Origin of the sequence: Mesorhizobium sp. WSM4989, from assembly GCF_029625795.1 — a bacterium.
Classification (GTDB): domain Bacteria; phylum Pseudomonadota; class Alphaproteobacteria; order Rhizobiales; family Rhizobiaceae; genus Mesorhizobium.
The window spans coordinates 2219850-2233693 of the sequence record NZ_JARTVN010000001.1 but is presented as its reverse complement, the minus strand read 5'-3'; the positions used below and the strand labels follow the sequence as shown (position 1 = coordinate 2233693).

18 protein-coding genes are annotated in these 13844 nt (G+C 63.7%); 10 read left to right on the top strand and 8 right to left on the bottom strand.

From position 1 onward, the window contains the following. Positions 1 to 14 precede the first annotated feature (14 nt). Positions 15 to 1265 (bottom strand): DNA recombination protein RmuC, encoded by a 1251-nt coding sequence (locus P9217_RS10740; RefSeq protein ID WP_278086045.1) that lies wholly within the window; start codon positions 1263 to 1265, stop codon positions 15 to 17. A gap of 103 nt (positions 1266 to 1368) precedes the next feature. Here P9217_RS10740 and def point away from each other — a divergent pair, with 103 nt between their 5' ends. From def to truA, 6 genes are all read left to right on the top strand, one after another. Continuing rightward, positions 1369 to 1899: a peptide deformylase gene (def, locus tag P9217_RS10735; protein ID WP_067323765.1), complete on the top strand. Its 531-nt coding sequence runs from the start codon at positions 1369 to 1371 to the stop codon at positions 1897 to 1899. A 419-nt stretch (positions 1900 to 2318) separates the two neighbouring features. Next, the gene (locus tag P9217_RS10730) at positions 2319 to 2597 is read left to right on the top strand and encodes a plasmid stabilization protein (RefSeq protein ID WP_082953832.1); all 279 of its coding nucleotides are present in this window, start codon (positions 2319 to 2321) and stop codon (positions 2595 to 2597) included. Beyond that, positions 2594 to 3019, top strand: coding sequence for a type II toxin-antitoxin system VapC family toxin (locus tag P9217_RS10725; protein WP_095825480.1), 426 nt, complete (start codon positions 2594 to 2596; stop codon positions 3017 to 3019). The genes P9217_RS10730 and P9217_RS10725 overlap by 4 nt, the downstream gene beginning before the upstream one ends. Before the next feature lie 19 nt (positions 3020 to 3038). After that, positions 3039 to 3974 (top strand): methionyl-tRNA formyltransferase, encoded by a 936-nt coding sequence (gene fmt, locus P9217_RS10720; protein ID WP_067323773.1) that lies wholly within the window; start codon positions 3039 to 3041, stop codon positions 3972 to 3974. Then, positions 3971 to 4477, top strand: coding sequence for an N-acetyltransferase (locus tag P9217_RS10715; RefSeq protein WP_067323775.1), 507 nt, complete (start codon positions 3971 to 3973; stop codon positions 4475 to 4477). The genes fmt and P9217_RS10715 overlap by 4 nt, the downstream gene beginning before the upstream one ends. Positions 4478 to 4501: 24 nt before the next feature. Then, a complete protein-coding gene (truA, locus tag P9217_RS10710) occupies positions 4502 to 5290 on the top strand; it encodes a tRNA pseudouridine(38-40) synthase TruA (protein ID WP_095799013.1) in 789 nt (262 codons plus the stop codon). Here the strand turns inward: truA and P9217_RS10705 are convergent. Both P9217_RS10705 and dapE read right to left on the bottom strand, forming a co-directional pair. Then, a complete protein-coding gene (locus P9217_RS10705) occupies positions 5287 to 5892 on the bottom strand; it encodes a transporter (RefSeq protein WP_067323778.1) in 606 nt (201 codons plus the stop codon). The genes truA and P9217_RS10705 overlap by 4 nt on opposite strands. 2 nt (positions 5893 to 5894) lie before the next feature. After that, the gene (gene dapE, locus P9217_RS10700; protein ID WP_278086046.1) at positions 5895 to 7094 is read right to left on the bottom strand and encodes a succinyl-diaminopimelate desuccinylase; all 1200 of its coding nucleotides are present in this window, start codon (positions 7092 to 7094) and stop codon (positions 5895 to 5897) included. Between the two features lie 117 nt (positions 7095 to 7211). Here dapE and P9217_RS10695 point away from each other — a divergent pair, with 117 nt between their 5' ends. Further along, complete coding sequence (locus P9217_RS10695) at positions 7212 to 8246, top strand: 2-dehydropantoate 2-reductase (RefSeq protein WP_278086047.1); 1035 nt, start codon at positions 7212 to 7214, stop codon at positions 8244 to 8246. Positions 8247 to 8392: 146 nt separating this feature from the next. Here the strand turns inward: P9217_RS10695 and P9217_RS10690 are convergent, their stop codons facing one another. The 3 genes from P9217_RS10690 to dapD all read right to left on the bottom strand — a co-directional run bounded on the left by P9217_RS10690 (position 8393) and on the right by dapD (position 10050). Continuing rightward, a complete protein-coding gene (locus P9217_RS10690) occupies positions 8393 to 8770 on the bottom strand; it encodes a DUF805 domain-containing protein (protein ID WP_067003040.1) in 378 nt (125 codons plus the stop codon). Continuing rightward, positions 8763 to 9125 carry a DUF805 domain-containing protein gene (locus tag P9217_RS10685; RefSeq protein WP_067323786.1) on the bottom strand — a complete coding sequence of 121 codons (363 nt, stop codon included), beginning with the start codon at positions 9123 to 9125 and terminating at the stop codon, positions 8763 to 8765. Before P9217_RS10685 ends, P9217_RS10690 begins: the two co-directional genes overlap by 8 nt. Positions 9126 to 9195: 70 nt before the next feature. Beyond that, positions 9196 to 10050: a 2,3,4,5-tetrahydropyridine-2,6-dicarboxylate N-succinyltransferase gene (gene dapD, locus P9217_RS10680; RefSeq protein ID WP_278086048.1), complete on the bottom strand. Its 855-nt coding sequence runs from the start codon at positions 10048 to 10050 to the stop codon at positions 9196 to 9198. Between the two features lie 143 nt (positions 10051 to 10193). Between dapD and P9217_RS10675 the strand changes: the two genes are divergently transcribed. Then, a complete protein-coding gene (locus P9217_RS10675; protein ID WP_082953833.1) occupies positions 10194 to 11033 on the top strand; it encodes an LOG family protein in 840 nt (279 codons plus the stop codon). A 67-nt stretch (positions 11034 to 11100) separates the two neighbouring features. Here P9217_RS10675 and P9217_RS10670 read toward each other — a convergent pair whose 3' ends face one another. Further along, positions 11101 to 11808 carry a pyrimidine 5'-nucleotidase gene (locus tag P9217_RS10670; RefSeq protein ID WP_067003034.1) on the bottom strand — a complete coding sequence of 236 codons (708 nt, stop codon included), beginning with the start codon at positions 11806 to 11808 and terminating at the stop codon, positions 11101 to 11103. 150 nt (positions 11809 to 11958) lie between these two features. On the opposite strand from P9217_RS10670, the gene P9217_RS10665 reads away from it, so the two are divergent. After that, positions 11959 to 12720 (top strand): GGDEF domain-containing protein, encoded by a 762-nt coding sequence (locus P9217_RS10665; protein WP_278086049.1) that lies wholly within the window; start codon positions 11959 to 11961, stop codon positions 12718 to 12720. A 228-nt stretch (positions 12721 to 12948) separates the two neighbouring features. On the opposite strand, the gene P9217_RS10660 is transcribed toward P9217_RS10665, so the two are convergent. Further along, positions 12949 to 13116, bottom strand: coding sequence for a hypothetical protein (locus tag P9217_RS10660; protein ID WP_164746631.1), 168 nt, complete (start codon positions 13114 to 13116; stop codon positions 12949 to 12951). Between the two features lie 94 nt (positions 13117 to 13210). Here P9217_RS10660 and P9217_RS10655 point away from each other — a divergent pair, with 94 nt between their 5' ends. Beyond that, complete coding sequence (locus P9217_RS10655; protein WP_067323797.1) at positions 13211 to 13702, top strand: MarR family transcriptional regulator; 492 nt, start codon at positions 13211 to 13213, stop codon at positions 13700 to 13702. The last annotated feature ends 142 nt before the right edge of the window (positions 13703 to 13844 follow it).

Genomic DNA, 13844 nt, shown 5'->3' with positions numbered 1-13844 from the left:
GGAGTTACGGCAGCTCAGTCGTCGCCTTCGACGACGCGCAGCCTGAGCTGACCCGTCTTGGAATCGGCCACGCGTGCGCCCGCCTCCACCTTGGCAGGACCGCGTGGCGGTTCGGGTTCGCCCTCGGCGAACTCCAGCGCCTCGATCTTCTGCCCGCGTTTGGTGACCTTCGTCGTCGAGACGAGGATGTCGTCGATATCCCTGGTCGCCTGGCCGAAATGCGTCTGCAGCCGGCGCACACGCTCGTCGACTCGCGCCACGTCCTCCATCAGGCGGATGACCTCGCCCTGGATCAGATGCGCCTGCTCGCGCATGCGCGCGTCCTTCAGGATCGCCTGGATGACCTGGATCGACAGCATCAGCAATGACGGCGAGACGATGACGACGCGGGCGCGGTGCGCCTTCTGCACCACGGGCTCGAAATTCTCGTGAATCTCGGCGAACACCGATTCCGAGGGCACGAACATGAAGGCGGTGTCCTGCGTCTCGCCCTGGATCAGGTATTTTTCCGCGATGTCGCGGATATGCACCTCGATGTCGCGCCGGAACGCCTGCGCCGCCGCCTTCTGCAAGTCGGCGGCTTCGGCGGCACGAATGGCATTCCAGGCCTCCAGCGGAAACTTGGCGTCGATGGCGAGCATCGGCGCGCCGTTCGGCATCCGCACCAGGCAGTCGGGCCGGCTGCCGTTGGAAAGGCTCGCCTGGAACTCGTAGGCGCCGTGCGGCAGGCCGTCGGCAATGATCGCCTCCATGCGCGACTGGCCGAAGGCGCCGCGAGTCTGCTTGTTGGAGAGGATCGCCTGCAGCTGCACGACCTGTCCGGCTAAAGACTGGATGTTGCCCTGCGCCGTGTCGATCACCGCCAGCCGCTCCTGCAGTTTGGCCAGGCTCTCATGCGTCGACTTGGTCTGCTCGGCCATGGTCTGGCCAAGACGGCCGGTCATGGCGTCGAGCCGCTGTCCGAGCGATTGGGTGAGCTCGGCCTGCCTGGCGCCGAACACTTCGGCGATAGCGCCCATGCGACCCTGCATCTCGGCCTGCGCCTGCAGAATGTCCGCCATCCTGGCCTCGGTGTCGCGGGCATGGTCGGCCGCTTCCGCCGCCGCCGCCGCGCGCGCCTTTCCCGCGCGCCACAACGCGATGACGAGCGCCAGGAACAGCGTCAGCAGCAGCAGCGCTCCGAAGCCAAGCGTCTCGCCGAGCCTGATCGTGGTGGCGCCGAGCCGCGCGACGGGCTGCGAAAGGATCGAGGTCATGTCGTTCATTTGGGCAGCATAACCGATTCGCTCTGCTGGCACAGATCAAAACGTGAACAAGTCAAAGCCGCCCCGGTTGACGCTTTTCCATCGACGTCTTAGGTGAGACGCCATGTCGATCAAGCCGCTCATCATCCTTCCCGATCCAATCCTGCGCCAGGTTTCCAAACCGGTCGAGCGCGTCGACGGTGACTTGCGCAAGCTCACCGACGACATGCTGGAAACCATGTATGACGCGCCGGGAATCGGGCTGGCGGCGATCCAGGTCGGCGAGCCGCGGCGTTTGCTGGTCATCGACCTCGCCAAGGAAGGCGAGCCGCCGGCGCCGCATGTCTTCATCAATCCGGAAATCCTCGAAAGCTCCGACGAGCGCTCGGTCTATGAGGAAGGCTGCCTGTCGATCCCTGACTACTATGCCGAGGTCGAGCGTCCCGCGGCGGTGCGGGTGAAATATCTCGACCGCGAGGGCAAGCTGCAGGAGATGCAGGCCGAAGGCCTGATGGCGACGTGCCTGCAGCACGAGATCGACCATCTTAACGGCGTGCTGTTCATCGACCATATCTCGAAGCTGAAGCGCGACATGGTGGTCAGGAAATTCAAGAAGCTCGCCAAGGACAAGGCGCCGGGCAAGATGGCGGGCTGAACCTCATTCGAGCATTCCACGCAGGATCCAGTCTTTCCCGACTTCGATGGCTTTGGAACCCAACTCAAACGCAAGCGCGCGAGACTTTGGCGAGAATATCAAAACCACGACTAATGCCACTGCAAAAAGCGGCGTGAGGTAGACAGCTAATGCCCGCTCACGTCGTTTGGACAACTCGCCCTTCGTAGATTCCTCATCGAGCGATTTGAACCTGGCGTACGACACGCCCCAAATGTCTTTTGACGAGTCTTCATATGAATGGCTCCGAAGGGGCGAGAGGCCCGAATCATATGAGGAAAGCATTCGAACTTAGTTACCGAAGAGTCTTCAGCGCCGCGCAAACCCGTGCTGGGTATGATTGAGCAAATCGCTTAACCATGATATCATGATATCAATTTGGAGGTTTAGCCTTGAGCGATATGCTAATCAGAAATGTACCAGAACCCCTAAAGCGCGAAATTGAGCAAGCCGCTCGAAAAGTCGGCCAGAGCCTATCGGGCAAAGCCATCGATCTTTTGTGGAAGGGCATGAGTGTGGAAAAGGAAAGAAGGCTAGAGCCAAACTTCTCAGCATGGGAGAGTATCCGCTCCGCATTCGCAAACGAAAGCGCAATTGACAACGAGTTTGCTGAGACAATGGCTGAAATCGAAGCTGCGAGGAAACAGGACTTTGGCCCCTTGGTCGAGGGTTTCGATTGATTATTCTCGACACCAACGTCGTTTCCGAAGCAAGCAGGATCACACCTGATCCGAACGTGGTCGAATGGTTTCGCAAACAGGATCTGCTCAATCTTTACCTGTGCGGCCCGGTCCTCATGGAACAATCTTTCGGCGCCGAGAGATTTCTGAATAAGACCGGCTCTGATCGGCACGTTCGTGCTCTCGACCATCTGATCTCGAAGCAGTTTTCGGGTCGCATCGTTGACTTTGCTGGCTCGGTACCTCGCCTTACCGGCAAGCTTCGGGCAATGCGGGAAAATCTCGGTCGTCCGGTCAGTCTTTCCGATGCCATGATTGCGGCTATCTGTCTGGCCCATGACGCTACGCTTGCGACACGCAATGTTCGCGACTTCGACGAGCTTGGCCTGAAGCTCGTGAACCCGTTTGAAGCGGACGCCTGAACATAGCATGGCAGGAGAAATGCCCCTTCGCGTCATCTTTATGGGCACGCCGGAGTTTTCCGTGCCGACGCTCAGCGCCATCGCCGAGGCCGGCCACGAGATTGCCGCCGTCTATACGCAGCCGCCGCGCGCCGCCGGCCGGCGCGGGTTGGAATTGACGCCCTCGCCCGTGCAGCGCGAGGCGGAACGGCTCGGGCTCGAGGTGCGCACGCCGACATCGCTCAAGGCAGAGACCGAGCAGCAGGCCTTTGCCGGTTTGCGGGCCGATGTCGCCGTGGTCGTCGCCTATGGCCTCCTTCTGCCGAAACCCGTTCTTGAGGCCACCAGGCTCGGGTGCCTCAACGGCCATGCCTCACTTTTGCCGCGTTGGCGCGGTGCTGCTCCCATACAGCGCGCCATCATGGCCGGCGATGTCGAAACCGGCATGATGGTGATGCGCATGGAAGAGGGGCTGGACACCGGCCCGGTGGCATTGGTTGAAAAATGCGCCATTGGTCCCGATATGACCGCCGGGGAATTGCATGACCTCCTCATGGCTCGAGGCGCATCGCTGATGGTGGATGCGCTCGCACAGTTGGGGATAAATTGTCTGACATTTGCCCCCCAGGCGACAGAGGGCGTGACCTACGCCCGAAAAATCGATAAATCGGAGACACGCGTAGACTGGACGCGGCCTGCCGGCGAAGTCCACAATCACATTCGCGGCCTCTCGCCCTTTCCGGGCGCGTGGTGCGAGGTCGAAATTGGTGGCCGCGTGGAGCGGCTGAAACTGCTTCGCTCGACGCTTTCCAACGGCGTCGGCGAGTCGGGAGGTATTCTCGATGATCGGCTGACGGTCGCCTGCGGGTCAGGCGCGGTGCGGCTGGTCGAAGTTCAACGGGCGGGTGGAAGGCCCGCCGCCGCGCAGGAGTTTTTGCGCGGGGCCAAGATCGAAAAAGGAACGAAACTCCAATGAGCATGATGTCGATACGTGCGGCGACGCCGCGGGATCGCGAGGCGATCCGCCTCGTCGAAGAGCATGCCTTCGGCCAGCAGGCGGAGGCCGGCCTGGTCGATGCGCTGGTCACCGGCGGCGACGCCGTCGTCGAGCTGGTTGCGGAAGAAGATGGCCAGGTCGTCGGCCACATCCTGTTTTCCAGGCTTTTTGTGCAGAACGGCGGCAAGCGCTTCGCGGCCGTGGCGCTGGCGCCGCTGGCCGTCGAGCCGTCCTTCCACGGCACCGGCATCGGCGGCGCGCTGATCCGCGAGGCGCATGTCCGCCTGAAGGAAGCCGGCGAGGCTTTGGCGGTGGTGCTCGGCGATCCGGCCTATTACGGCCGCTTCGGCTACACCCACGCCCGCGCCGAGAAATTCGAGAGCGAGTACCAGGGCGAGGCGCTGCAGGCGCTGGCCTGGGGCGACGCGCCCGAGGCCGGCAGACTGCTATACGCTTCGGCCTTCACCGCGCTGGCCGCCTAGGCGAGCGCCAAACGCAGAGCTGGCATGCCGCGTTTTCGGCTCGATATCGAATATGACGGCAGCCAATTCGCCGGCTGGCAGCATCAGGCGGACCAGCTTTCGGTGCAGCAGGCGATCGAGCAGGCGATCGAAAAGTTCTGCGGCGAAGAGGTGCGAATACGTGCCGCCGGCCGCACCGATGCCGGCGTGCACGCGACCGCCCAGGTGGCCCATGTCGATCTGGCCAGGGACTGGGCGGGCGACAAGGTGCGCGACGCCGTCAACGCCCATCTGCAGGCAGCCGGCGCGCGCATCGCCATCCTCAAGGCTGCCGTCGTCGCCAACGATTTCGATGCGCGGTTTTCGGCCACCGGCCGCCATTATCTCTATCGCATCCTCAACCGCCGCGCCCCGTCGGCGCTTGAAAAGGGCAAGGTCTGGTGGGTACCGAAACGGCTCGATGCCGAGGCCATGCACGAGGCGGCGAAGGTGCTGCTCGGGCGGCACGATTTCACCACCTTCCGCTCCACCCAGTGCCAGGCCGAAAGCCCGGTGCGCACGCTTGACCGTCTCGATGTCACCCGCGCCGGAGATCTCATTGAGGTGCGAACCTCGGCGCGCTCCTTCCTGCACAACCAGGTGCGCTCGATGGTCGGCTCACTGCGCAGGGTGGGCGACGGCTCCTGGAGCGCCGCCGATCTCAAGGCAGCGCTCGAAGCGCGCAACCGGGCAGCCTGCGGACAGGTAGCGCCGCCCGACGGCCTGTTCTTGGTCGGGGTGGATTATCCGGCGACGGCTGACAAACCCGCCGCGGCAGAGGACGCGGAGACCTAGCCCCTCGCGCCGTCCGGAATGTCGATGCCGAGCAGCGCCTGCAGCCCGAACAAGACGAGCAGCGAGGCGACGAACATGCCGACAAACACCGCGGTGCCGGCAGCCGCGCCCTTGCCGATCGTCGCGTTGGTCATGCGCCAGGTCAGCACCATCGACAGCGCGAACAGCAGCAGCGAGACCAGGCCGCTGACCTCGTCGGTCGAAGGCAGGAACAGCCTCAGCAGCGCCGACGGCAGCATCAGCCAGGCGATGATCGCGGAGGCCCAGTTGGAGGCGACGACGTAGTGGACGAAGCGGCCGCCGATGCCGGCGCGCGGCGCGACCAGCGCAAGCGCCACCAGCGGCAGCACCCAGGAACCGATGTCGACGGTTGCCAGCCGGAGCAGCATGCCGAGCCGCCCGGCGAACGCATTCGGATCGCCTATCTCATTGGCGATCCCGACCCAGCCGACGATCAGCGCCGGCGCCGCCACGACGATGGCGAAGAAGGAATTCCAGAAACCGTCGGCAGACAGATCGAGCATGCGCAGGCCGTCGGCCCTGCCGAGCATCAGCCGCCAGGCGCCGGCCAGCGAAGCAAAGGTTTCGTCCGTTGACAGCATGGTCACGTCAGACCTTGTCCGAACCAGTCCTCGATAAAGCGCTCGTATATCCGTGTCAGCGTCTCGAGGTCGGCGACCGCCACGCGCTCGTCGACCATGTGCATGGTCTTGCCGACCAGCCCGAACTCGACCACCGGGCAAAAATCCTTGATGAAACGCGCATCCGAAGTGCCGCCGGAGGTGGAGAGCGAAGGCCTCTTGCCGACCACCGCGGCCACGGAACCGCTCAGCGTGTCGATCAGCTTTTCGTCGCGGGTAAGGAAGACATGGCTCGGCCGGTCGCGCCAGACAAGCTCGTAGTCGACGGCGGTCTTCTTGCCCGGCCGATATTTCTTGCGGCCCGCCGCCTGGTCGAGCCGGTTGTGGATCTCGGCCTGGACGGTCTCGGCATCCCAAGTGTCGTTGAAGCGGATGTTGAACGTGGCGGTGGCCTTGGCCGGGATGACATTGGTCGCCGGGTTGCCGACGTCGATCGACGTCACTTCCAGATTGGTCGGCTGGAAATCCTTTGTTCCCCTGTCGAACACCGGATGGAGCAGCGCGTCGACAAGGCTCATAAGCCCGCGCACCGGGTTGTCGGCAAGTTGCGGATAGGCGGCGTGGCCCTGACGGCCATTGACGATGACGCTGCCGGAGAGCGAGCCGCGCCGGCCGATCTTGATCATATCGCCAAGCGCATCCGGATTGGTCGGCTCGCCGACGATCGAGGCGTCCCATTTCTCGCCCTTGGCGGCAGCCCAGTCGAGCAGCTTCACCGTGCCGTTGATGGCCGGCCCTTCCTCGTCGCCGGTGATCAGCAGCGAGACCGAGCCTTTCGGGCCGCCATTGTTCTCGATGTGGCGCGCCACCGCGGCGATGAAGCAGGCGATGCCGCCTTTCATGTCGACGGCGCCGCGGCCATACATCTCGCCATTGGCGATCTCGGCGGCAAAGGGCGGATGCGTCCACGCCGCCTCGTCGCCGACCGGCACCACGTCGGTATGGCCGGCAAACATCAGATGTGGGCCGTTGCCGGAGCAGCGCGCATAGAGATTTTCGATGTTCGGCGTGCCATCTTCCGAGAATATCGGCCGCTCTACGGCGAAGCCGAGTGGCTTCAGCATGTCTTCCAAGGTCTGCAGCGCGCCGCCTTCGGCGGGCGTCACGGAAGGGCAGCGGATCAGGGCGGCAAGGTTCTGGGCAGGGTCGGTCGGCAATTTCATGGGCAAGCGATAGTCGAAAGCGGCAGGCCTGTCACGGTGGCAGATGTTCGCCGAGCAAGCCGCCGACAATATGGTTGTCGTGTCGTATAGTCGCGCGGGCCAGGACGGGATGATCGCATGGCCAAAGAAGGAAAGACGATCTCGATAGCCGGCGCCGGCAGCATCGGCTGCTATGTCGGCGGCTGCCTAGCGCTCGCCGGGCGTAAGGTCGTCTTCCTTGGCCGCGGCCGCATTGTGGAGGCGTTGCGCAAGGACGGGCTGCGGATCAGCGATCTTGACGGCCGCGACAGACGCATCGGGCCTGAGACGCTGGCGGTCAGCGACGATCCGGCGCTGGCGCTGCGCAACGCGGATATCGTTCTGGTCACCGTAAAGAGCGGCGCGACCGAGGAGATGGCGGCGCTTGTTGCGGCTCATGCCCGCCCCGATGCCATTGTGATCAGCCTGCAGAATGGCGTCGACAATCCGGACAAACTGCGTGGAGCGCTTCCCGCGCATCGCGTGCTTGCCGGTATGGTTGCGTTCAACGTCGTGCAATCGCCGGATGGCGAGACGCCGTTCAGCGTCCGCCGCGCCAGCGACGGCATGGTCATCATCGAGAATACTGAGCCCGGCCTTTCAGCACTGCTCAATGTCGAAGGACTTGGGGTCGAAACCCATGCCGACATGAGGGCGGTGCAGTGGAGCAAACTGCTGATGAACCTCAACAATGCGCTGGTCGCGCTCTCCGATCTGCCGCTGGCGACCGAATTGGCGGACCGCGGCTGGCGCGTCATTCTGGCGGACCAGATCGCCGAGGCGCTGGCCGCAATGAAAGCTTGTCGTATCGAGCCGGCGCGCATCGCTGGGCCGCCCCCATGGCTGCTGCCGAAAGTGCTGCGGCTTCCGGACTGGCTGTTCGGAATCCTGGCCCGGCGGCTGCTGGCGATCGACCCCAAGGCGCGCTCCTCGATGTGGGACGATCTCCATCGTCGTCGGCCGACCGAGGTCGACGAATTGCAGGGAGCGATACTGCGGCTCGCGCAAAAGACCGGCGTGCCGGCGCCTGTGACGAAGCGCATCATGGCGCTGGTGCGTCAGGCGGAAGCGGACAGGCGCGGTCCGCCCGGATTGACGCCCGACGAGGTCAGCCGCGGTCCTCGATCAGCGTGATATTTGCGCGACAGGTTCGAGCTCAAATTCTCGGTCTCGTTGACGCCAAGGATGGCGACATCGTCGACCGATTACATCACGCGTTATCTCTGTGATTTAGAGCCGGATCAGATTTGAGGTCGAAACGACCTAAAAATCATCCGGCGCTAGCGGTCGGCCGGCGCATTCGTGCGGCTGCCGTAGCGATTGGATCCGGGCTGTCCCGGAAACAGGCAGAGCACCAGGAAGGCAACGATCGACACGACGGGAACGAACAGCACCAGCGCCGCGATGCCCGGCTTGTCGAGGTCGTGCAGCCGCTTCACTGCCAGCACGACGTTCGACCACAACGAGGCGAGGAACGTGAGGAAGAAGACGAACGACCACATGTTGCTCTCGGCCGAACCTTCCGGCACCAGCGTGAAGCGATAAAGCGGAAAGGCCTGGACGATAGCAACCAGCAATCCGCCGAGAAAATAAGCCGCGCGGCTGACGCGGCCCGAGGTTTTGAAGAAGAGCCAGATGAAGTCTGCTTTTTCAGGCAAGCGGGTCCGGTCCGTATTGATTGGCGCCCCTGGTGCCTTCGAGCATGCCCAGTTCGATGAGCAGCCAGATGCCGCCGATGATGGGTATAAGGCCGATCAGTGTCCACCAGCCCGACTTGTTACGGTCGTGCCAGCGTTTGGCATAGAGAGCAATCGCGAAATAGATCGATGCCAGCGCGACCAGGATGCCGAGGATGCCGATCTGGTCGCCGCCGGCGGTGGTGAAACGTGTGCCGAGGATCGAGTCGAGAATGAACGCAATGATGGCGATGACGATGAATATGCCGATGCCGGCCCAGAACTTGGCCCGGTTGATGCGGCCGTCGAAACTCGTCAGCAGATACTTCCAGTCCATGACGCCCCTCCGTTGAACCAGCGCGACGGAATGTCGCGCCGGCGGAGGGTGCGTCTGTTCGCGGGAAAGATCAATCGCGCAGCAATTCGTTGATTGACGTCTTGGAGCGGGTCCTGGCGTCGACGCGCTTGACGATGACGGCGCAGTAGAGGCTCGGGCCCGGCTCGCCATTTGGCAGCGGCTTGCCCGGCAGCGAGCCGGCGACGACCACCGAATTTGCCGGCACTTCACCGTAGACGACCTCGCCGGTGGCGCGGTCGACGATCTTGGTCGACTGGCCGATGAACACGCCCATGCCGAGCACCGAGCCTTCGCGCACGATGCAGCCTTCGACCACCTCGGAGCGCGCGCCGATGAAGCAATTGTCCTCGATGATGGTCGGACCGGCCTGCATCGGTTCCAGCACGCCGCCAATGCCGACGCCGCCGGAGAGATGCACGTTCTTGCCGATCTGGGCGCAAGAGCCGACCGAGGCCCAGGTGTCGACCATGGTGCCTGTATCGACATAGGCGCCGACATTGACGAAGGACGGCATCAGCACCGCGCCCGGGGCAACATAGGCCGAGCGGCGCACGACCGAGGACGGCACGGCGCGGAAGCCGGCCTTCTCGAAATCGACCGCGCCCCAGCCCTCAAACTTCGACGGCACCTTGTCCCACCATACCGAGTGGCCCGGGCCGCCCTTGATGATCTCCATCGGGTTCAGCCGGAAGGAGAGCAGCACCGCCTTCTTCAGCCACTGGTTGACCAGCCACTTGCCGTCGTCCTGCCGCTCGGCGACGCGAACCACGCCGCGGTCGAGCAAGTCGAGCGCCGACTGGATGGCGTCGCGCGTTTCGCCGCGGGTCGCGGTCGAAATCGTATCGCGCTCCTCGAAGGCCTTTTCGATGGTCTTTTCGAGGCTCGCCAGATCGGGCTTCGACATGAATTTGCTCCATTACAAAGCTGTTAAGGCCTGCGCCTTAACCTGTTTTGAAATCGCGCGGACCCTATGTGAAGCCTTAATGGGGGTCAATCGCGACTGCGTCACGGGACGGCGCAAGTAAAGGAATTAGGACGGTGGATTCGATGACACCCATGGAAAAGGCGGGCTGGACGCCGCTGCCCCATTCGGACGAGGATCTCGAGCGGTCGAAAAGCGTGCCGGACACGCCGCAGACGCGGGCCGAAACCTATCGCCTGGCCTGGAACGATCCCGACTTCATGACGCGGCGCGAATTGCGTCCGGTGCGCCTGCAGCTCGAGCTCTTGAAGCCGGAGATGATCCTTGCCGAGCGCGGCATCCGCTCGACCGTCATCCTGTTCGGCGGGGCGCGGCTTCCCGAGCCGGGCGGCGCCGCCTGGGCCGCCAAGAACGAGACGCAGAAGAAGAACCTCGAGCTGAACAGCAAATATTACGAAGAGGCGCGCAAGTTCGCCCGGCTGTGCTCGCAGCAGTCGGCCACGTCCTACTATCGCGAATTCGTCGTCGTCACCGGCGGCGGACCGGGAGTCATGGAGGCGGGCAATCGCGGCGCCGACGATGTTGGCGCGCCGTCGATCGGCTTGAACATCGTGCTGCCGCACGAGCAGGCGCCGAACGCCTATGTGACGCCCGAGCTCTGCTTCAACTTCCACTATTTCGCAATCCGCAAGATGCATTTCGTCATGCGCGCCAAGGCGGTCGCCGTGTTTCCGGGCGGCTTCGGCACGATGGACGAATTCTTCGAGACGCTGACGCTGATCCAGACCGGGCGCATGGAGCGCGTGCCGGTGATCCTGTTCGGCAAGGCGTTCTGGCAACGGGCGATCGACCTCGACTTCCTTGCCGAGCAAGGCACGATCTCGCCCGGCGACCAGGACATCATCGATTTCGTCGACACCGCCGACGAAGCCTGGGACATCGTTCGCCGCTTCTACAGCCTCTGAGTGCGCGCTCGTCGTTACCGCAATGACCAGCGAGTTCTGACGGCGGCGCCGGCAATCTGGAGTTGGTTCAGCCCGGGACCTCGACGATTGCCGTCAGGAAGCCGGCGAGGTCGTCGGTGACGAAATCCACGTCGTCCTCATTCGCCGGGTCGCGCTCCCAGATCTCGGAGAAAGTCGGCTCGAAATTGCGCGGCACGACCAGCACCGTCGTCATGCCGAGCGATTTCGGCACAGAGAGGTTGCGCGCCAGGTCCTCGAACATCACCGCGTTGTGGCCGGTCACGGAATGCAGCTCAGCGAACCGCTCATAGGTCTGGCGGGCCGGCTTGGGGTTGAGACCCGCCGCGACGATGTCGAAGATGTCGTCGAAATGATCCAATACGCCGAGCTGGCGCGCGGCGCGCTCGGCATGCTTGCGGTCCCCATTGGTGAAAATGAACTTGCGGCCCGGCAATTGGCGGATCGCGGCACCGAGCACCGGATCGGGCACCAGCCAGGAATAGTCGATGTCGTGCACCTTCTCGAGGAAGTCGTCGGGGTCGATGCCGTGGCGCGCCATCAGCCCGTTGAGCGTCGTGCCGTACTCCAGGTAGAGCTCTTTCTGCAGCTTGCGCGCCTCCTCGCGCGAGAGCGTCAGCAGCTCGCCGACATAGGCAGTCATCTTCACGTCGATCTGCGCGAACAGGTTCGAGTGATGCGGATAGAGCGTGTTGTCGAGGTCGAATACCCAATCCGTGACATGGGCAAAACGGGCGGGCTCGGGTGTCGTCGTCATGGCCTCCTTATGGCATGCGGACGCGGAGTTTATCCACAACTTCCGCGCGTCTTGCGTCGTGAAAATGGCGCCTCGCTTCAAATTTTAATCGTCCCGGAAAGGTCACCTTCAGCGCTTGCTGGCACAGAGGCAGTCCGTTGGGAGACAGCGATGAGTCGCATAATCTTGAAGTCCGCAGTCGTCGCGTTCGCTTCGGTCGCTGTCTCGCTCTTGTTGACGCTGGTTGTGGTCCCGGCCATGGGCTTTCCGATCAGCCGCACCGTCTGGCTGACGGCCACAGTTTGCCCTTTGATTCTCGCCTGGATCGCTAGCGTCGGCACCTTCTGGCAAAGCGACCGGCTGAAAAATGCGCATCGCGAGCTTGCCCGCGCGCATGCTCAGCTCGCCGCGGCCCACAGACGCCTGTCGGAGAAGGCAAGCCGCGACGACATGACCGGCATGCTCAACCGCGAGACCTTCTTCGCCGTGCTCGACGGTTCCCGGCGCAAGGCCGATCGCGGCGCCCTGCTGATCATCGATGCCGACCACTTCAAGACCATCAACGACAATTACGGTCACCTGACCGGCGACGATGCGCTGCTTCTGATCGCCGGCGCCATCGAGCGCGGCGTGCGCAGCGGCGATGTGCTCGGCCGAATCGGCGGCGAGGAGTTCGCCGCCTTCCTGGTTGGCGCCACCGAACCGGAAGCAAGGCGCGTGGCCGAGCGCATCCGTCGCGAGGTCGAACTGATCCGCTTTCGCCCTGTCGACGAGCGGACCGTGCCTTTGACGGTCTCGATCGGCGGCATCACCTGTGGCGAGAGCGCCACCGTGTCGGAGCTGATGCGCGCCGCTGACCGCAGGCTCTACGAGGCCAAGCATCGCGGCCGCAACCTGTCCGTTCTCGATCGCGATCTTTCGGAAGCCGCCTGAGGGCTTGCGGCTCTTCGGCACGACCATGGCGCGGAAGAATCTCGGCCGCGTGCGCATCGCCGACTGGATCGGCAAATGGTGGCGATTATCGGACTAATGAGGACGGCGGGCGCTCGCCTGCCGGCTGGGCGATCACCTCGGCCAGGTGATCACAGTCTGAACCCCGAAAAGGCAGGCGGCGCCGGAAGTGGAATCGGCGCCGCCCTGGCGCGCCTTTGGGGGTCGGATTTACAGTCCGAAAACGGCGACCCGCACCAGCACGGCCGCGGCGGCAAGTGCCACCAGCAGGATGCCGAGGCCGATGGGCGAGCCCCAGCCATACCATTCCATGGCCAGCTTGGCGTATCTGTACTCCTCCTCATGCGAGAGAGGGGGGCGCTGTTGAATCAAGCTCATTGTTCACTCCTGTCGGCGACTTTGCCCTTGCTTCGCAAAGGGTGGCATCGCATATTGATACGATAGTCTGAATGTTAGACGACTTGATAGTTAGATGATCGAACTAAATTCGTCAAGCATGAATCGTGCTGAGATGACGGCGGCCGTCAGCCGTGCCGTCATGCGCTGGCAGGACGCGACGCAAGCCTATGACGAGGCGGTCGGGGAGCGGCTTGGGCTGATCGCGGCCGAGCGGCATTGTCTGAGCTTGCTCTATGCGGGGCCGCAATCGGCCAGCGCCGTGGCGGCGGCTACGGGGCTGACGCCGGCAGCGGTGACGGCCTTGATCGACCGCCTTGAGGCGCGTGGGCTCGTTACCCGAACCCGCAGCCTGGAAGACAGGCGCAAGGTGGTGATCGAGGCGACCGACCTGACCAGAGAACTTTCGGAGCGCTACTATGGCGCCATCGCGCGCGAGGGCGAGAAAGTGATGGCGGCTTTCAGCGACGCCGAGTTGGCGACCGTGCTGCGCTTCATCGACGCCGCGCTGGAGCTGCAAAGCGAGCGGTTGGCGAGGCTCAAGGCCGAGCCGGCTTCGGCCGGCTGATGCCCGAGGGACCGGACACTGGCGGCTTGCTTCCGCAAAACCCAGAGCGGCTCAGTCGCCTTTTAGCCACCGAACCGCTTCGACGGCCGGCTGGGCGAAAGCCGGACCCCGAAGCGCGCCGCACCGAACGATTTCGGGCTCG